Source organism: Gammaproteobacteria bacterium, from assembly GCA_030949385.1.
Classification (GTDB): Bacteria; Pseudomonadota; Gammaproteobacteria; order JAUZRS01; family JAUZRS01; genus JAUZRS01.
The window spans coordinates 398,244-416,625 of sequence record JAUZSP010000006.1 but is presented as its reverse complement, the minus strand read 5'-3'; the positions used below and the strand labels follow the sequence as shown (position 1 = coordinate 416,625).

Genomic DNA, 18,382 nt, shown 5'->3' with positions numbered 1-18,382 from the left:
CTTGAACCTGTAGTAACTACAGGTTTTATAGTAGCAGATAGAAATCACCACAAGAGCAAAAGCACGATGAAAACCACCGTCACCGAATCCACTCTCACCTGTCCCAAATGCGGCCATCAAGAACAGCTCACCATGCCCACCGATGCCTGTCTCTGGTTTCATCAATGCAACGGCTGCCAAACCGTACTCAAACCCAAACAAGGCGACTGCTGCGTTTTTTGCTCCTACGGTTCCGTACCCTGCCCACCCATTCAACTGCAACAAACAACAGAGGAATAGAGATATGAAGCTAAATAACGAGCACCGCACAGGACAGCTAAAGTGGCTCACCCTGTTTATCAGCAGCGGCACTCTCATCTGCTGCGCTCTGCCCGTTCTGCTCGTTTCACTCGGCTTTGGAGCTGTGGTGGCCAGCCTCAACTACAACGTACCCGGCCTGCTCTTTTTGGCCGAACAGAAACTCTGGACACTGAGCCTAGCCGCTCTGCTGCTGGCTTTTCTGGCGTGGGTGATCTGGCGACCCAATCAGAGCTGTCCGACTGACCCTGTTCTGGCCGCTCAATGCCAAACCTCAAAGCAATGGAACAAACGCCTCTTTTGGATCAGCTTAAGCGTCTGGTGCATCGGCTTTTTCTTTAGCATTTTACTGTTACCCCTACGCCAACTGCTCAATCTTTAAAGGAGTAAGACCATGAAAAACCTCATTGTTAGCCTGCTGTTTGCCACACTCTGGATAAACCCCACAGCCCAAGCCAGAGTAGTCGAAATTGATGTCTACGGCATGACCTGCGCCTTTTGTGTGGACAGTCTGCAACGCACATTTGAAAAAATGAGCGCCGTCTCTAAGGTCGATGTCAGCCTAAAACAGAAAAAAATACGCCTTGAAACAGAGCCAAACCAACCCAGCTTAGAAAGCCTCAAACAAGCGGTGCTAGAGACCGGTTTCACCCCAGTAAAAATCACGGTTCAAGGAGATGAGAATGCAAAATAGGCACTGCACAAGAGCCTCAGTGACCGCCTTCGGCCTAACCCTGCTGCTGAGCAGCAACGCTTACGCGATGGCGTTACGCTCTTTTGTCGCCCTGCCCGTCAAAAAGGGCGGCGCGGTTATGCGCATCAGCATTGAACGTAATGACGACAGCAAAACAGACACCCTCAGCACAGGCGTGGCTTACGGTCTGGGCAGAAAACAGACGGTGCTGATCGGCCTGCCCTACCGGCTCTCACCCGCCGGTGAAAAACGCCAAGGAGACCTCTCTCTGCTCTACCGGCACATTCTGTGGCAACAAGATCACTTCAATGGCACCGACCGTCTGGCCTTATTAGGTGGTGCTGTTTTAGCCACCGAAACAGAACGAGACACCGCACTGCAAGCCGGTGTTGTCTTCACCCATTTCAAACAACGCCATGAAATAGACCTTGATGCACTCTATCAAATTGGCACCGGAGAGCGCCTTGATCGGGGTCGTTATGACCTCTCTTGGCAATATCGACTCACGCCAAGCGAGCGTCCCGAATGGGGCTTTAGCAATGAAATCAATACGGTAGTGGAATTAAATGGCCGCTGGCAGCAAGAGCAAAACACCACTCATCAACTGACCCTCGGCCTGCAATGGATTCAACAAAGCTGGGTACTGGAAGGCGGAATCAGCCAAGATCTCAATAACAACCAAGAACAACGCACTCTGATCAGTACGCGGTTTCATTTTTAACTGACTGATGTTACGCAGCAGAGAAGGCGAACATTTCAGGACTGCGTAGGGAGCACCAACCAAAGGGCAGTGCGCCGATAAAACCAAGCAAGAGCAAATCCCCACGATCCCTCCCCCTCAAAGTGGGAAGCCCAAGCCCTCACTTCACAGTAAACCTCTCTTTATCCAGTCGCCGCAATAAATCAATGTATTGGATTTCATGTGATTCCAATAATTTGGACAGCTCAGATTTTCCAACCACTTCAACCCAATACAGTTTCGCTGCTTTTCTTGTCTTTTCTGATAATCGTCCCGCATTTGTAGCAAAAATAAGGGATGTCACCGGCTTACTCAACTCAGCTGCGTATTTTATTTTTGCGGCGCATACCTCTGTTACGGCCTTATGACCATTGTGGTGGCCACGAACCGTGTGCTTACACTGAATCAAAATAACTTCATCCTTTTTAACCAGCACGACATCCGCCCCATAATCTGCGCCATCCGCTGTTAACCAGCAACTGTCTGCCTGATACACTTTAGCAAACAGCTCTGCGCACAACGCTTCAAACTGCTGCCAACTTAATTTGACCAGTTCATCAGAAGAGATGCGCTGCGAAGGAGACCACTCTTTTTGTGCAAAACCCGTGGGAGACGGCACCACCTGTTCGGGTGTAACAACCGCATCTTTTAACAAACTTTTCTTTGCCAGAAGCTGATGAAGATTGACATCAAACGATTGATATTCGGGGTGATGAATCAAGGGAATAAAAACATTAACCCGCCGCTTTTGACCAATACGGTACACACGATCCGTAGCTTGAGCCTCTTTGGCTGGATTCCAGTGGCGCTCTAAGTGAATCACATTGTTCGCACCCACCACCGTGAGACCTACGCCCGCCGCGATAGGCGACATAATGATGATATTAAAGCCTTCTCTGGCTTCAAACGCTTTAATCATACTTTTCCGAGTCGGAGTACCCACTCGTTTCGCCACCGCTTTGGCATCCCCATTAATAATCGAAAGAAGGGGAAGGTGATAAGTTTTAGCCAATGCCGAGGAGAGAAAAGATTGTAATTGCTTATTAATCACAAAAATAATGCATTTTTCTTTCTGTTTCTTAACCCCGTCAAGCACCGACAACACACTGCAAAACTTACCAGACTCCTTCATCAAAACAGACAGATCACCCTGATTATCAACAGAATCTAATCTTCCACCAAACACAAGACGTGGATGCAGTGAAACATCCCGCAACCGTTGTAACGCGGCCAGCGCCCTATTCTCTTCAGAGCTCTTTTCATCAGAAAGAATCAAGTCATATGCTTCAAGCTGACCCGCTTTCAGCGTTGAACTCAACTGATCTGAATATCGCCAATCTGAGCCTTCCATACCAACAAACATCACCTTGTTGGGCAACCCTTCCAAGTTATCTTCTTTCACCCGCCTCAACATTAAGGCACCGACTCGCTCTCGCAGTTTTCGACCAATATCTCCCCGAATCGCCTCTATTTCATCTCCCGCTGCGCGTAAAATCGGTGTAATGTACGCAGTTCGAAAGGCTTGATAACTGTCCAAATAACCTGGGCAGGCGGTATCCATCAAACACCAGAAATCAGCAAGCGTGTTCTCAACTGGCGTACCCGTTGCGACCAACCGAAAATCAGCTTTAATGCCTTTCGCTGCCCTTGTTTGCAGAGCATTTGGATTTTTAACATTTTGGGCTTCATCAAACACCACCATGCCCCAATCCACCGAACAAAGTGAAAACTGATAATCACGCATGGTCTGATAGGTGGTAATAACCAACCGTCTGGGAATATCAAGCCGCTCATTATTAAACCCTGCCCCCACTTTCAAAGAGTAACGAACGGTTGCCTCGCCTTCCTCAAGTAGCTCTTGATTCTTGGTTTCAACGCCCCCCACTTTGAAATCGCTCAACTGACCATCGGATTGCAAAATCACAATGTCTTTAAAAGGGCTTACTTCAAAGGTATCTTCAACCTCATCAGCCCAATTTTGCAATACACTCAGTGGAGCAACAACAAGACACGGCTTCTCTGCTTCTCCTGCCAAACGACACGCTTTATAAAGATGCTCTATGGCTGCCAACGCCATAAATGTCTTACCCAGCCCCATGTCATCAGCAAGCAAAGCGCCGCCATGACCTTGAGTTTCCAGTGCCAGACCTAAAATCCAACGCACCCCAACGATTTGATGAGGAAAGGGGGTGCGACGATAGCCACTCCAATCAAGTTGACTTTCCTCAATCAACACATCCTTAATTTTTCGATCAAGCACATCTGAAGAACATTCCAGATTTTCATCGTTTAATTCAATATCAACAACCGCAGAAATGGAGTTTGCATCACCCCCCTCTTTTTCCTCCCCTTGCTCCCTTTCAGACTCACCTTCAAGCGGTTCGGCGGGATTTTCTTGAGATAAATTCTGCTCAATCTTGTTAAGCACAGATTTAATCTGCTCAGTATCTGAAATATCAATCAGAGCGCCCTCAAACTCCAATTCCTGAGCCGCTGTTTTCTCAGCCGCACCAAACTCTTCTCGGAATTTTTCCAACCGCTCCTGATCTAATATAAGCTCTTCCAGTTTTTTTGCTGGAAAAATTTCCGCAGCAGAAAATTTCTTACCAAACCAATCAATTCCAGACTCATCAGTCTCACCAAAATAAGCGTGTCTAAATTGAGTCACCCCTTTTACCCGAGCGGAAAACCCCAAATCAAGATCAACCAAGCTGGCATCAATAAATGCAGTGGGGTTTTTGATAAAGGCCGCCACTTTCTCCTTGGGGATAAGCCTGTTACGCAAAACCTCCTGAATCGCCATCAGGCGTTTTTCATCAAATAAAACAATCTCTTTATCCACCCGTAAAGAAATTGCCTCATCATGGCTTAACTGTCCCAGAACCCTCTGAATGCGCTCATGACTGGCCGCTTGTCCCATTTGTGGCGTGAGGATTAAACGCCCCATTCCATCAAGTTCAGCCTCAATGGTAATGGACTCGGGTGCTAAAATCTTTAGCTTTTCAAAATGCCCTAGCGAAATATCTACACCCATTTTTTGCGCTTTTTGCAAGGCAAGCACAAGACTCAAATTATCAAACTCTGTTTTATCGGATAACGAATGCCTGTTCTGTGCATTAAAAATAACAAGTTGAGCCGGAGTAAGTAAATAACGATTTTCTGGTGAGAAGCCAATAATAGGACCTTCAACCGAATAACCATAAGTAAATTTACCAACATCATTGGAAACGCTCAACTCCACCTGAAACGATGAACTGCCTGTTTTTCCCTTTATATCGGCGTGAAAATTTCCTCCCCAAGGCTCTGGTAGCTTCAATAATGCACGTGAATTTTCATCCAGACAAACTGCAACAGACGATTGCAACAACACCCCATTGGGCAGCTCCTCTGCCTCACCTTGCTCTACCAACATTCTCAGAGTAATGTGCTGATGGATCAAAAGATCATTCGCTTGAGCATTATGAATGGCCTTAACCTGCTTAGCAGAGAAGATAAAATTGATCCCCTCACAGTCACTGCTCCAAGAACACCCAGACTTATCTTCCCCAACCAGTTTTCGCACCCACTCTTTCAATGACACTGTTATGCTCCGTACATCCGTTTATATTTTTTATAATCATCTAAAGTTAAAACATCTTTAGAATTAATGGGCACCCCAACATTTTTTAATGCCAAAATGGCCTCATGTTGCCAGTTAAATCTATGCGTAATGTCCACCTCATGCTGCAAACCCAACTTCAACATCTGATCTCGCAACCCACCCGTTAAAGAAGAATATGAAAAATGAGTCTTAGAGTAATCAAACAGCGTCGCAGACGGATCAAGTCGCTCATATACCCATAATTTGCAACTGTGACTGCCTTCAACAATATGACCTCCACCAGCAAGCTGAATATGTATCACTGAGATATTACCTTTGACCAAAGAATAATTAGGCAAATGCTCAGGCTCATAATTATTCTTCAAGTACTGCTCCGCACCACGAGAAAGAAACAACCGCGTTCCTATCACCAACTGTTTCTTTAACAACCCCTGCATAAACTGCTTACGCGCTGGGTACATCCGCTTCAACTCTTCTTTACCAGGAAGATTGGAAAAACTCTCCAATGCTTCGAGAAACAGTTTCAAATCTAGCTTTGAGAGCCAGCCTTTAACTTTATTCCCTAGCTGAGCATCGAGTTGCGACCACCATTTTCTATAATTCGGGTGAGCTTTCGGAACTCTTGGATCACCCGCAATGGCCAAAATGACATTCAACCAAACCTCACTCACGCCACTAATAGGCGATTTTTTGATAAGAATATTCAGTATCTGATGGCCAAGCAGCGAATTTTCATCGTATTGAGCATCATAGGCGGATTTTTTCTGCATCTCATCTAAAATAGAGTGCGCTTCATTTGGCTGCAAACCACGCAAAACCTCAAGGTAATAAATATTTTTTGCAACAGTGATAAAGCGCCCAACTGGATAACGGTCGAGCATTACCACCTTTAATTGCTCATCAAAATCTCGTCCGTTCCGGTAACTCTCCTCAGCCAACCATTTCGGCCCAATGCCACTGAGAATACGCTCAGTTTCCCCTGTCATCTCACTCCGCAGTTTTTTTGCCTCTCTCAACCAACGCTCTACGATTTTTACCTCTTGAAGTTGATCATATTTACTTAAATAGTGACCATAAATCGCTTCAACCAACAAAGCACCCGGTTTTTTTCTCACAGATATTATTTTTCTAAAAACAGGTTCAGACAGTACAATATTGGAGGAAAATTCTGTATTAAACAGTATTGCCAATACCCGCAAGTCTACAGAAGTACTCAATACAGGCACCAAACTAACACCCTGCTTCAGTGCCATTTCAATTCGTTTTCTTGCTTTGATAAACCGATCACTTTCAGTACCTGCCTTCTCTTTTAGCGTTTTAAGCTTCTCCGTTAACGCATCAACTTTCCTTATCTCTGATTCAAGAGGAGCCTTAGGAAGTTCAAAAAATAAGTGCGGAATTGACAATTTTGCATTCATCGCTCAACAATTTCTTTTAATTCCAAAATTTGCGGGCGCTTAACAGTAAAGCGAATATCAATTCGACGATTCTCTCTTCTATCTGCTGGGGTCAGCTCAACCTTATTAATCCGGCGGGTAGCCGAGTAACCACTCATAGAGAATAATTTCTTGCCATACGCATTGGACATCTCCTCAAATCTGGGCAACAGCGTTAACTCTGCGTTCCAATACTCCCAAAGCGAAATTGCTCGAAACGTAGAAAGCCCCCAATTACCCTTGATTCTCTTCGTGCGCTGACTGTCCGTATGCCCCTCAATAAACACCGTATCCAGATAATCAAAACGGCGTTTATCCGTCACGCTTTGGTTAAAGGGACGATTAATGGCCTTATGCAGTATTTGCCCAATAACCCGTACCGAAGCACGTACTGTTTTATTTTTTGGTAAATTATAGCTATTGGAAGAAAAGGCCAAAGTGCTCTCAGGAATTCGCAATACCGTATCATTTTCAGCAATCAACACCTTAACATTTTGTTTTTCTAGTTCTGCCTTTATTTCATATAAGATGTCACGGCGCGCCTGTTCTGCATTTTTCAGCTGATCAATGCTGTTTTCAACTTTTTTCTGCGTTTCAGTCAACTCAATAATCAAAGCAACTGCCGCTAAAATAAACACCACCAAAAGCGCAGACATTAAATCAGAAAAAGAGATCCAGTACGGATTTTCTTCATCAACAGACCGTGATTTTTCTCTGACCAACACCCGCATTATCGGCTCACTTTATCTTCAATTTCATCGACCACAGAAGACAATGCGTTTGCTGCTCTATTCATCTGCTCAGCGTATTGCGTCGTATGCTGAGCCCACACACCCAGATGCTCTGCCGTTTGAGCATTGGCCTGTTCAGCGTACTCCTTCAACAACTTAGAGCCGTCTTCAGCTAACTCCCGTACATTCTCCTGCAAACCGGCTAAATAATCCCGCTGATGCTTCTCAAGATGCACAAACGTTGAATCTGCGGCGGCAACCACAGAATTTAACGTTTCAACAACCCCATTCAAATTTTCAATGTCATGGGAAATTCTCTGATGAATCTGACCCACGGCTGTAGTGGATTTTTGATTTTCACGAGCAAGTTCAGCGGTCGATTTAGTCGCCTGATAAATCACACCACTCAGTTGCTCAGATGTATTCTTAACACCCTCACCAAAGCCTTTAAGCTCGGTTGCCGCAGAATGCAGATCCGATGCCCCTTGATGTATACCCTCGGAAAGTTTTGCTAAATCCGCTTGCCCACTCTCGACTTGCTGTTGCAGCAACCTGCCTTGCTCCAGTAGCGACGCGGTCGCTTTCGACTGATCATTGCTGGAGTTATTCACACCCACCATGACTTTTTCAAAATCTTTACTCAGCTTCGCCCCACTTTCATCTTGAACTTTGGTTGACTGCTCTAGGTTTTCAGCAACCTCTTTCAAATTAGTAATGACAACAGACATTTGACGATAAATATGCTGCGCCACCTTAGTGGCTTTTTGATTCTCACCGGCAAGCCCCTTGGTCGTCTCTGCGGCCTGATGCATGACACCGCCAAGCTGGGAAGAGGCTTGCTTAACACCTTCGCCAAACTCTTTAAGCTCCGTTGCAGAAGAGCGCAGTTCTAATGCACCCTTATGAATGCTTTCTGAAAGTTCTGCCAAATCACCCTGACTGCTGTTAACCTGCTGCTGAAGCATTTTTCCTTGCTCCAGCAACGACGTTGTTGCGCTTGATTGACGCTCCATAGATTGCCCCATACCGGTTACAACCTGCTCAAATTTATCTCCGAGCCGCGTTTCTCTCTCGGCTTGATCCTCGCTTGACTGACCCAGTGTTTCAGTGATTTTATTCACTTGATACCTCGCCACCTTCATCAGCAAGTTACCGTGTTCAGCGTTTTTCTCAACCAACTTATCAACCTGTGTTGAAATATGTTCAACCAGTTTCTGTTCCCGCTGCGCCGATTTGACGTGATTATTATTTAAACTTCCAACAAACCCCTCTAAAGTCTGCTTCATGGATGACAATGCCTCTCCCATACCATCAGATGCTGATCCGAGCGCCTCTCTCTGTGCATTACCTTGCTCACCAAATTTATCCAAAAATTTCTCAACAAGCTGCTCCAATGCTTTTTGGCTGCCATCTGCACTGTCATTAACCAACTTATCCATAGCCGGTGCCATTATTTTTTCAAGGCTTGCCTCCAGCCCGTGCTGAATCCCAGCTGTCGCTTCAAGCAAAGACTCTTGCATCTTTTCGCCAATCTGTTCCGCCATGCCCTGCAATGACTCTCTTGATTGTTTTCCATCTTCCGCAATTTTCTGTAACTGATTTTCTGCGCTAAAACGAGGAAACAGAGCATCAATACGCACTTGCAATCGATGAATACGCGACCTCGCCCATCCTTCAAAACCCTTTTCGATAAAATTAAACAACACACTGAGTGTCACACCCCACACCGAGGTCATAAAAGCGATCTTTGCACCACCAATCACATGAGCAAGACCGGCCTTCATCTCTTCCACTGCCACACCGTTACCGATGTTCAACTCAGATAACCCCAGCTGGAGACCAACAAAGGTACCAATCACCCCCAGTGCGGTCAAAAAACCAGGCACCGCAGCAAGCATACGGTTTTCAGTAATCTCTTTGGCTAACGTCGAGGCATTGAAAAACGCATTGGCCTCATAAATACTGTGCAGCTGAACCTTCCCATCTATTCTCAACTCAATCAGCGTTTCCTCAAACTCCTTCCACACATGCCCCGCACCCTTCTTCCACACATACCACGCACCATTATTCATTTTATTCGCTTGATCACGAAGAGCTTGACGCTGCATTCCAATAGATTCTGACTTTGCATTTCCCAATAATTTATAAAGCCACTGAGTTCGAGAACGTGCCTTCAAAAATGACCACAAAGACACCAAAAAGAAAATTCCTGTCACAGCTATAAGCACAACAACAAACCACGCACTGAGCTGCTCTGCTGTCTCCGGCCACCCTGGAAAGGAGTCAAAATCAGGCCACAATCCCGCAAGATTTATTTTTTGTTCATCTGATATCATGTCAATACGTCACATTCATAAAAATATAGCGGGAATAAACTGAAACCAAAAATAGGGAAATCACAAGATCAATAAAAAATGACATCATTTTTTTCATCGCACCACCCGCATAAAAACAAAAGCGCATGATAGTAGGAAAAAGATACTCACACAAGCCAACGCCACCAAACCCCAAGCAATGAATTTTTTTCTTGCTTAATTTTATCAACGCCCTAATCAGTACCCGTTTTAATGAAAAAACAGATTCCGCTATTTTGCCTCCACCACAGCAAACATCGTATCCGCATTCAAAGCAAGCCGACCGTCCATTATCAACGCCGCCACCTCAGCCAAATGATCCTCTTTAAAACGCGGCAGTTGCTCGGCATTCAATTGATCCAGCAGCCCCTTGTAACCGGCGCTGTTGAGCAGCGCCCACCACTCGGCCAAGGTGATTGAATAAGCAATCGGGTACACCTCGACCTTGATCTTAGCGGGATCAGCCAAAGCCGACAGCGCACGCATCTGTTCAACGCTTTTCAAACGCGCCAGCGAACGAATCGGGGTTTCGATCTGATATTCAGTTTCGATGCGCTGCAAAAACAGCTCAGCGTAAGGCTGAAACGCATCGGCAGTAAAAGAGGAGAACACCAAACGCCCCCCTGCTTTTAACTTACGAAAAATGCGCTGAAAGGTCAGCTCCATCTCAGGGTAAAAAAACATCCCATAACCACAGCTGATGCGATCAAATGAGCCGTCGTCATAGGCTAATTTTTCCACATCACCTTGTTGAAAATGCACGTTCTGTACACCCTGCGCTGTGGCTTTCTGCCGCGCTTGAGCCAACATGCCCTCCGACAGATCCAACGCTTCAACCTGAGTCTGTTGATGCCGCTGGGCAATTTCAAGAGCCACAATGCCGGTGCCGGTGGAGAGATCCAACACCCTCTGCTCTGCCAGTGGAGCCAGATGATCCACCAACCGCTTGGCAGAACGACTGAAAAACAGATTGCCGTCGTAACGCTCCGCCACATCGTTAAAGGTCGATGCAATCTGCTGCTTCATTTTTTCACCGTTCATGTCGAGATCCCCAGAGCGTTTATTTTTAACACCGCTTGTGCGCGGCGACTGACATTGAGCTTGCTGTAAATGTGTTTTAAGTGGGTTTTAATCGTATTAGGCGAGACAAACAGCCGTTCGGCCATTTCACGGTTCGACAACCCCAACGCCAATAAATCAACAATTTTACGCTCCTTATCACTCAAGGAGACCTCCAGCGTAGATGCCACACCCCCGTCCCCCGCACCATCGTCAGCGGGAAACAGCGCTAAAATATCCTCAATAAACACGTCCTGACCTCGGTTCAACAGCAACCTCAGCAGTGGCACCAAAGGCGCTCCTGCCAAGACAAACGGCTGCAACAGAGCCTCTTTGCGCGCCGCATCCAGCGCCAGCCTCAATGTCTTCACCGCCTGCTGCTGCTTTGCCCAACTGCTGCTGCGCCAAGGCGATCAAAATGCGTGCTTCAAGCGCACTCAAGCGCCGCTGTTGCGCTTCTGCCGCTGGCAAAAAAGCCTCCAATAGCTGCAATACCGCCGTCGCCTCTCCCCGTTGCAACAAACGACGCGCAAACAACAGCAGATCAAACTCACAACTGGCATCGGAAACCCGTTTAATATTGGCCTGCAACGTAAGCGCATCATGCTCTTTATTGGCCTCACCCAACTCGAAAGCCAACTGCTGACGCAACTGCTGCACCGACGGCAAAAAGGGCAAGACCATCGTGCCGCACTCCAGCAATTCAGGATCACGATACATTCGCAGAGCTTCATCACGCTTGCCCATCGCCAGCGCCAGCAACCCTTGGCGCAGAACCACCACACTGCGGGCAATTTGCCACGATTCGGTGGCAATCAACGCCTGCGCCCGTTGCAGACGCTTCACCGGCCAGATCAAAACGGCGCTGTAAAACAGCACTCTCTTCACCCACCAGCCACAACCACGCGCAATCGGCAATCTGATCCCAGCCACGCTCTTGCAGCAAGTGCCAACTGCTCTGCAACTGCTGCTCCGCCTGTTGCACACGCCCCGAACGCAGCAGCAACCTCACCTGCACCGCCAGCAGAGGAATCAACGAAATGGCGCTCTGTTGGCGTAGGCTCAGAGCAATGTTTTTCTCCAACAGAGCCTGCGCATTTTTGCAGCTGACCGGTAACAAAATAAGCCACGCAGAGAAGCAGACCGGGCGCGGTGTGAGTGTGACTTTCATCGACAGGCAACTGCGCCTGTGACGACTCCACCAAAGCCAAGGCACGATGCACATCGCCCTGGTGCATCGCCGAAAAACTGCGCATCAAATTCAACTGCGGCTCGGTACAGAGGCGCGTTTCTGGATCACTCTCGATTAATATTTCTATCTTTTGCAACCACGGCTCAACGTTTTCATCGGTGCTGGCAAACAGCGCCCAAACGTAGATAATCAGACGCTGCGCCGAAGCCTCAAGCACTTCGGTAGGCAACTGCTGCATCCAAGCGCGCAACGCCCGTACCGAGCCACCATGAAACAGACGCATACCAAAACGATCCAACAACGCACCGGCCCAGACAAAGTCCTCTGCTTGAAAGGCGTGCAACAGCGCCTCCTCCATGCTCTCTTGCTCAGCGTACCATTCACTGGCGCGGCGATGCACCGTCCGCCGCTCTGCCTCATCAGCGGATTGCTGCACCAACAAAGACGCAAACAGATGATGATAACGGTACCAACGTCGCCGCTGATCCAAAGGGATCAGAAACATGTGGCGCTGCTCCAGCTCCACCAGCAATTCTCTGCTGTCACCGCCACCCAACACCGCATCACACAGATCGGCATTAAAACGTGGTAGGTGGGCGGTCAGCAACAGAAAGCGGCGCAGTTCAGGTCGCTGCTGACTCAAGACCTCTTCGGTCAAATAATCGGCAATCAGACGATCATCACCGGCAAACTCGGCTAAAAACCCCGCCCGATCCGTTACCCGCTGCAAAGACAAACCCGCCAACTGCAACGCCGCCACCCAGCCTTCCGTGCGCCGATGCAAGGTCTCACAGGTACGCTCATCCAAAGAAAGCGCCATGCTGTTGGCGTAAAAAGACGCGGTCTCGATGGCACTGAAACGCAGTTGATGTTCGTGAATTTCCGTCAACTGCTGCGAGACCCGCAGCCGCGACAGGGGCAGTGCCACTTCGGTACGGCTGGTGATCAACAGGTAAATGTGCGACGGCAGATGCTCGATAAAACGCTGCATCGTGCGCTGAATATTGGCGTTGTCGATCAGGTGGTAATCGTCCAACACCAGCACCAAGGGTTCACCGCGTTGTGCCAATTGATTGATCAGTGCGGGCAATAACGCCTCCATTTTTGGCGGCTGGCTGCTGGCCAACGCGGTCAGAGCCGTGCGGGCAAATTCTGGCTCACATTGCTGAATCGCACTCAACAGATAGGACCAAAAACGCACCGGATCGTTATCCCACTCGTCTACCGAGAACCACGCCGTTGGCAAAGAGAGTGAATCCAACCACTGACAGACCAAGGTGGTTTTACCAAAGCCCGCTGGAGCCACCACCAAGCTCACCGCTCGCGGACGTTCTGCGCCCAGCAGCGCACAGAGTTGATCCCGTTGCAGCAGCGTTTCGCTGCTGCTGGGCGCGGTTAATTTGGTTTGGATCAACGTGGTTGGCACGGCGCTCATAAACTTTGACTCATCTCAGCGGGATTTTTTAGCTGGCCTATTCTCCCCCCAAACTCCCTGCAAGAGCAATAACGTGGAGTGCCAACCCAGAGCCGAAAGGATAAACTGCCCCTTTTAACCAGCAGAACCACCATGAACCCCAAACAAGCCCTGTTAAACTCGCTCGAAACCCTGCTGCGCGATGCCGCCGCCACGGAACTGATGCCCCGCTTTCGGCACATGGAACGCCAATTCAAAACCGACGGCAGCATCGTCACCGAAGCCGATCACGCCTGCCAAGAAAAACTCACCCGCGCTCTGCAACAGCAGTGGCCAGAAATTGCCCTGCTGGGCGAAGAGATGAGCGAGACGCAGCAACAGAGTGTGATGGACAACAGCCAGAACGGCCTCTGGGTGCTTGATCCACTGGACGGCACCAGCAATTTTGCCGCCGGTATTCCCTGTTTCTCCATCTCCTTGGCGCTGCTGATCGACAATCAGGTGCAACTGGGTTTGATCTACGACCCAACGCGAGAAGAGTGTTTTAGTGCCATTGCCGGAGAAGGTGCGTGGCTGAACGGTGAACCACTGAACGCCACTGAACAGACGTTGCTGCCGCTGAATCAATGCATGGCGCAGATCGACTTCAAACGTCTGCCAAAATCCTTAGCCGCGCAGATGGCCAGCCATCCGCCTTACAGTTCACAACGCAGTTTTGGGTCAGGGGCATTGGATTGGTGTTGGTTGGCCGCCGGTCGAGTGCAGGTGTATCTGCACGGCAAACAGAAATTATGGGACTACAGTGCAGGTCAGCTGATTTTAACCGAGGCCGGTGGACAGAGTTGTACCCTTGAGGGTGAGGCCGTGTTTCAAAATGCCCTCACACCCCGTTCGGTTATTGGTGCATCTCAAGCGGGGTATTTTGACGTTTGGCGGAACGCTGTATTTGCAGCGCTGGCGTTGTAACTCATCAAAATGGGGTTATTATTGAACCCCTCTTTGAAATTGAGTCACAATACTTTGTTTTATTTTTGTCGAAGAGGTGCGTGGATTGTATTTAATTTGAACGATTTTTTTCCCTTGAGCGTTCAAATAATTTTCTACGCCTTGATTGTGAGGTTTTCTACCCCAGTCTTCTCCGATGACAAAAATGTCGGCTTTAACCTCCTTGCAGACAGAAATGTAATCAAGCTCATGGTATGGAAGAGCAATGTCCACACAGCTCAATGCTTGCAGCATTTCTATGCGTTGTTCAAGTGGGATAACAGGCACATTCGGTTTATACAACTTAACCACGTCATCCGCAGCAACGCCAACGGCAACCGTATCGCCTAATGTGGCACAATATTCCAACAATGCCAGATGCCCGACATGCAATAAATCAAACGTACCTACCGTGTAGACGACCATCGTGCTCATTAACTCCTAGATAAACATGGTTTTGCAAAATTTTTCTAATCTAAGTACCTCCTATAAAAGGAGCCAAGCATAAACAGCCGTTATTCCAAGCGTATAAAACGCCAGAATATACACATAGATGGGGTTGCCAGAAAATTTGGGGGTTTTAAGTTGCGACACATTCAACGCTGCCAGCCCTAAACCACTCATATAAAGAATGACAGAAAAAGTTCCCGTACTAAAAAGGCCTTCAAACAAAAAGATGAACACAAGTATAATGCTGTTGTTATCCAGAGCCAGCCCGGTGTATTTCGAACCACCAGAAAGACCGAATACGCTAAAATAACTTAACCTGATTGCACTCGCGGCGAGCATGATAAAAGCACCGAATAAAAAGATCGGCTCAAATTTCCCGTAGCTCAACAGCAGAATCGCTGGGGTAACACCATAACTCACAATATCAATTAAGACATCCAGCTGCCCACCAAACGCTCGATCACTGCCCGTTCGCCCTTTCATTCTTCGAGCAATAAGGCCGTCTGCCCAGTCAAAGGCAACCGCCCAAATCATTCCAATCATTGCCGCGTGATAAACGCCCAAAATGCTGAAATAAATGGCCAGCACCGTACAGGCCAAACCCAACAGCGAACACACGTTAGGAAGATCCTTCACAAAGGATACTATCGTTGGCGGTAACTCTGGAGATTCCGTCTTAGAGGTCATTAAAATCCTAAAAACGATCATTATAGCATCTATCTTAGTCAGGATCTGATGGATTTCACCAAAACCTCAGGCAGATAAAATTATGAGTGAGTCACTTCACTCTCTGCAACCACACTCGCATCAAGTAATGGGCATTGATGATCAGACCAGTCCTCTCTGTTTACTTCACTGATGTTACTTCAGACACAAAAAAGGCGCTCCTAAGAGCGCCTAGATCATTACATATGGCGGAGAAGGTGGGATTCGAACCCACGGAAGGGACAAACCTTCAACGGTTTTCAAGACCGCCGCTTTCGGCCACTCAGCCACCTCTCCAGAGCCGCGCATGATACTGAAATCCGTCCTGATTGGCCAGAGTTTTGCGAGAAAAAAGAGCGTTTTTCGCAAATTTCTTCGCAATGGCTGATTGACAACCCCTCAAAGCAGACGTAAAAGGAGACTCAGAGAACCAATCCCCCTTTTTATGATCCTAGAAAAGTACGCCTTTTTAAGCACGGAGATCCGCATGAAACAACAAGAAAACATCAGCTACGCCCCTCAAGAGAGCGTTCTAGCCAGCAACAAAGTCATTCGCAACACCTACATGTTGCTCTCCATGACTCTGCTCTTTAGCGCCGCCATGGCGGGTATTTCCATGACCCTCAACTGGCCCCATCCCGGCATGATCATCACTCTGGTCGGCTATTTTGGCCTGCTGTTTTTAACCAGTAAATTCAGCAACAGCGGCTTGGGTCTGCTGTTTGTCTTTATGCTGACCGGCTTTATGGGCATCACCCTCGGACCGATCATCAACAGCTACGTCAACGCCTTCTCTAACGGCACCGAGCTGGTCATGATGGCTCTGGCCGGTACCGGCACCATCTTCATCGGCCTCTCTGCCTACGCACTGACCAGCAAAAAAGATTTCAGCTTTATGGGTGGATTTTTGATGGTGGGGATTTTGGTCGGTTTTCTGGCTGGAATTGGCGCAGCGGTTTTTGAAATCGCCGCCCTCTCTCTGGCCGTCTCAGCCATGTTCATTCTGTTGATGTCGGGCTTGATTCTGTATCAAACCAGTGACCTCATTCACGGCGGCGAAACCAATTACATTATGGCCACCGTCACCCTCTATGTGAGCATCTACAACCTCTTCTTGAGTCTGCTGCATCTACTGGGCTTTATGAGCGGCGACGACTGATACATCCTGGGGCAGAACATTTTCTGCCCCTACATCCTCCGTGGAAATACAGACTCTCTAATAATCCCACTCCCACTTCAAACTGCTGCGGTTTTTATTCGCTTCCCCCACCCGACTCTCAAACTTCACCTCCGGCGAGATTTCGATCTCCACCGTCACTTCACTGTCCTCCGGTTGCGCGCCTTGCCGAACCCCCACATAAACACTGTCGCTGAGGTATTTTCCCATATCCACTGTCGCACCCTCTCCTTCGGCATCCCCCGCCCGAATACGCAGCACATCAAAACCAAACGCTTGACGCAACGCCCCCAAAATAGAATCCAAACTGACTCCACCACCACCGCCACTCAGCAAACCACTCAACTCCGCCACCGCTTGAGTTAACTCCAACACCTCCAATGGCGACAGATCCGTGCTGCCTTTATCAAACAGCATTTTGGACAACACCTCATCTTCAGGCAGATTGGGGTCATCGGAACTGAGGGTTAAGGTTGGTTTTGAAGCCAGACCAGAGAGCAAGAACTGCGTGGTCATGGAAGCCGACGGGTGACTGAGCAGAAAATCAAGCTGCGGGTCGATCTCATCACTGCCGTAAAACTCAATGCTGCCGCGCTCAAAATCAAACTGACGACCAACAAAAACAAAATCGCCACTCAAAACCTGCAACCGGCCACTCACACGCGGCTGTGCAGTGTCGCCTTTCACCTTCAACGAACCACCCCACTCCGACTCCAGACCTCGACCGCGCAAATAGACTCGTCGTGGCATATCCACATGCAGATCCAGTTTAATTCTATTCGCCTCCGCCGAAGCCGTGCCACCCTCAAGCGACAAAGCCTCATCGTTCAGCTCAATCACCTCCAGATCCACCACTGACGGAGGTAGCTGCTGCGCCAAATTCAACAACACCGATTTGGCTTCTGCTCGCCCACTCAACAGATAACCGTCAGCCTGATCAACAAAATCCAAATCCGCATCCGCTTGCAAGCGCAGGGCATCGTTGCGTAACAACAACGCATTCTTAATCACAATATTCAGAGCGGTTTTTTCTGGCGCAAACAGACCCACCGCTCCACTCAGCTTCACCGTCCCTCTTTGACCATCCTCGGCAGACAGTTGCAACAGCACACGTTTCGCCTCTTGCAACGTTGCTTGCAGAGTCACGTTCTGTAACAACGTCCCGTGAGTGAGATTTTCGTATTGGGCATCTGCCAGAGAAACGGCTCCCTGCCAACTGGGTTTATCGAATGAGCCTCGCAACGCCAAGGACATCGTCGCCTCGCCTTGCAGACGGTGTTCAGGCAATGGCAACAGCGTCCAAAGGGGTTCGATATCGCCCTGCCAATCCAGATTCATCTGTAATTTTTTATCCTCTTCGAGCTGCGGCAGATGACGTTCACCGCTGGCTTTTACGGGCAAGCTGGCACTCAAAATCAGCGGATTGCCTCGCGCCTCTTGCAACTGCGCGCTTAACGCCACCTTGCCTTTGCGCCACTCTGCCTGCACCTCAGCCTCAAACTCAGGACTGTCTTCCAATTTCAACTCACTCAGGCTCAACTTTATATCC

The 18,382-nt window shown here is 48.4% G+C and carries 17 protein-coding genes and 1 tRNA gene; 6 read left to right on the top strand and 12 right to left on the bottom strand.

The window, feature by feature from the left end:
• The first annotated feature begins 66 nt into the window (after positions 1-66).
• Genes Q9O24_09285 through Q9O24_09270 form a run of 4 tightly spaced genes read left to right on the top strand, consistent with a single transcriptional unit; the run spans position 67 to position 1,712 of the window.
• Positions 67-279, top strand: coding sequence for a GDCCVxC domain-containing (seleno)protein (locus Q9O24_09285; protein ID MDQ7075325.1), 213 nt, complete (start codon positions 67-69; stop codon positions 277-279).
• A gap of 4 nt (positions 280-283) precedes the next feature.
• Positions 284-679: a hypothetical protein gene (locus Q9O24_09280; GenBank protein MDQ7075324.1), complete on the top strand. Its 396-nt coding sequence runs from the start codon at positions 284-286 to the stop codon at positions 677-679.
• 12 nt (positions 680-691) lie between these two features.
• Positions 692-991, top strand: a complete 300-nt coding sequence (locus tag Q9O24_09275; GenBank protein ID MDQ7075323.1) for a heavy metal-associated domain-containing protein — start codon at positions 692-694, stop codon at positions 989-991.
• Positions 981-1,712, top strand: a complete 732-nt coding sequence (locus Q9O24_09270) for a hypothetical protein (GenBank protein ID MDQ7075322.1) — start codon at positions 981-983, stop codon at positions 1,710-1,712. The genes Q9O24_09275 and Q9O24_09270 overlap by 11 nt, the downstream gene beginning before the upstream one ends.
• Before the next feature lie 139 nt (positions 1,713-1,851).
• Here Q9O24_09270 and Q9O24_09265 read toward each other — a convergent pair whose 3' ends face one another.
• The 8 genes from Q9O24_09265 to Q9O24_09230 all read right to left on the bottom strand — a co-directional run bounded on the left by Q9O24_09265 (position 1,852) and on the right by Q9O24_09230 (position 13,538).
• Positions 1,852-5,310 carry an SNF2-related protein gene (locus tag Q9O24_09265; protein ID MDQ7075321.1) on the bottom strand — a complete coding sequence of 1,153 codons (3,459 nt, stop codon included), beginning with the start codon at positions 5,308-5,310 and terminating at the stop codon, positions 1,852-1,854.
• A 2-nt stretch (positions 5,311-5,312) separates the two neighbouring features.
• Positions 5,313-6,749 (bottom strand): EH signature domain-containing protein, encoded by a 1,437-nt coding sequence (locus Q9O24_09260; GenBank protein MDQ7075320.1) that lies wholly within the window; start codon positions 6,747-6,749, stop codon positions 5,313-5,315.
• The gene (locus Q9O24_09255; protein MDQ7075319.1) at positions 6,746-7,498 is read right to left on the bottom strand and encodes an OmpA family protein; all 753 of its coding nucleotides are present in this window, start codon (positions 7,496-7,498) and stop codon (positions 6,746-6,748) included. The genes Q9O24_09260 and Q9O24_09255 overlap by 4 nt, the downstream gene beginning before the upstream one ends.
• On the bottom strand, positions 7,498-9,834 hold the full coding sequence (gene zorA, locus Q9O24_09250) for an anti-phage ZorAB system protein ZorA (protein MDQ7075318.1): 2,337 nt from the start codon (positions 9,832-9,834) through the stop codon (positions 7,498-7,500). The genes Q9O24_09255 and zorA overlap by 1 nt, the downstream gene beginning before the upstream one ends.
• 249 nt (positions 9,835-10,083) lie before the next feature.
• Complete coding sequence (locus Q9O24_09245) at positions 10,084-10,893, bottom strand: class I SAM-dependent methyltransferase (protein ID MDQ7075317.1); 810 nt, start codon at positions 10,891-10,893, stop codon at positions 10,084-10,086.
• The gene (locus Q9O24_09240) at positions 10,890-11,201 is read right to left on the bottom strand and encodes a helix-turn-helix transcriptional regulator (protein ID MDQ7075316.1); all 312 of its coding nucleotides are present in this window, start codon (positions 11,199-11,201) and stop codon (positions 10,890-10,892) included. The genes Q9O24_09245 and Q9O24_09240 overlap by 4 nt, the downstream gene beginning before the upstream one ends.
• The gene (locus Q9O24_09235; GenBank protein MDQ7075315.1) at positions 11,152-11,799 is read right to left on the bottom strand and encodes a hypothetical protein; all 648 of its coding nucleotides are present in this window, start codon (positions 11,797-11,799) and stop codon (positions 11,152-11,154) included. The genes Q9O24_09240 and Q9O24_09235 overlap by 50 nt, the downstream gene beginning before the upstream one ends.
• Positions 11,796-13,538, bottom strand: coding sequence for an AAA family ATPase (locus Q9O24_09230; protein ID MDQ7075314.1), 1,743 nt, complete (start codon positions 13,536-13,538; stop codon positions 11,796-11,798). The genes Q9O24_09235 and Q9O24_09230 overlap by 4 nt, the downstream gene beginning before the upstream one ends.
• A 132-nt stretch (positions 13,539-13,670) precedes the next feature.
• Here Q9O24_09230 and Q9O24_09225 point away from each other — a divergent pair, with 132 nt between their 5' ends.
• Positions 13,671-14,483 (top strand): inositol monophosphatase family protein, encoded by an 813-nt coding sequence (locus tag Q9O24_09225; protein ID MDQ7075313.1) that lies wholly within the window; start codon positions 13,671-13,673, stop codon positions 14,481-14,483.
• An 18-nt stretch (positions 14,484-14,501) separates the two neighbouring features.
• Here the strand turns inward: Q9O24_09225 and Q9O24_09220 are convergent, their stop codons facing one another.
• From Q9O24_09220 to Q9O24_09210, 3 genes are all read right to left on the bottom strand, one after another.
• Entirely contained in the window at positions 14,502-14,927 is a 426-nt protein-coding gene (locus tag Q9O24_09220) for an adenylyltransferase/cytidyltransferase family protein (protein MDQ7075312.1), read from the bottom strand.
• Between the two features lie 60 nt (positions 14,928-14,987).
• Positions 14,988-15,638: a CDP-alcohol phosphatidyltransferase family protein gene (locus Q9O24_09215; GenBank protein ID MDQ7075311.1), complete on the bottom strand. Its 651-nt coding sequence runs from the start codon at positions 15,636-15,638 to the stop codon at positions 14,988-14,990.
• A gap of 225 nt (positions 15,639-15,863) precedes the next feature.
• Positions 15,864-15,953, bottom strand: a tRNA-Ser gene (locus tag Q9O24_09210).
• A 190-nt stretch (positions 15,954-16,143) separates the two neighbouring features.
• On the opposite strand from Q9O24_09210, the gene Q9O24_09205 reads away from it, so the two are divergent.
• Positions 16,144-16,815 (top strand): Bax inhibitor-1/YccA family protein, encoded by a 672-nt coding sequence (locus Q9O24_09205; GenBank protein MDQ7075310.1) that lies wholly within the window; start codon positions 16,144-16,146, stop codon positions 16,813-16,815.
• 57 nt (positions 16,816-16,872) lie between these two features.
• On the opposite strand, the gene Q9O24_09200 is transcribed toward Q9O24_09205, so the two are convergent.
• Positions 16,873-18,372 carry a translocation/assembly module TamB domain-containing protein gene (locus Q9O24_09200; protein ID MDQ7075309.1) on the bottom strand — a complete coding sequence of 500 codons (1,500 nt, stop codon included), beginning with the start codon at positions 18,370-18,372 and terminating at the stop codon, positions 16,873-16,875.
• Positions 18,373-18,382 lie beyond the last annotated feature (10 nt).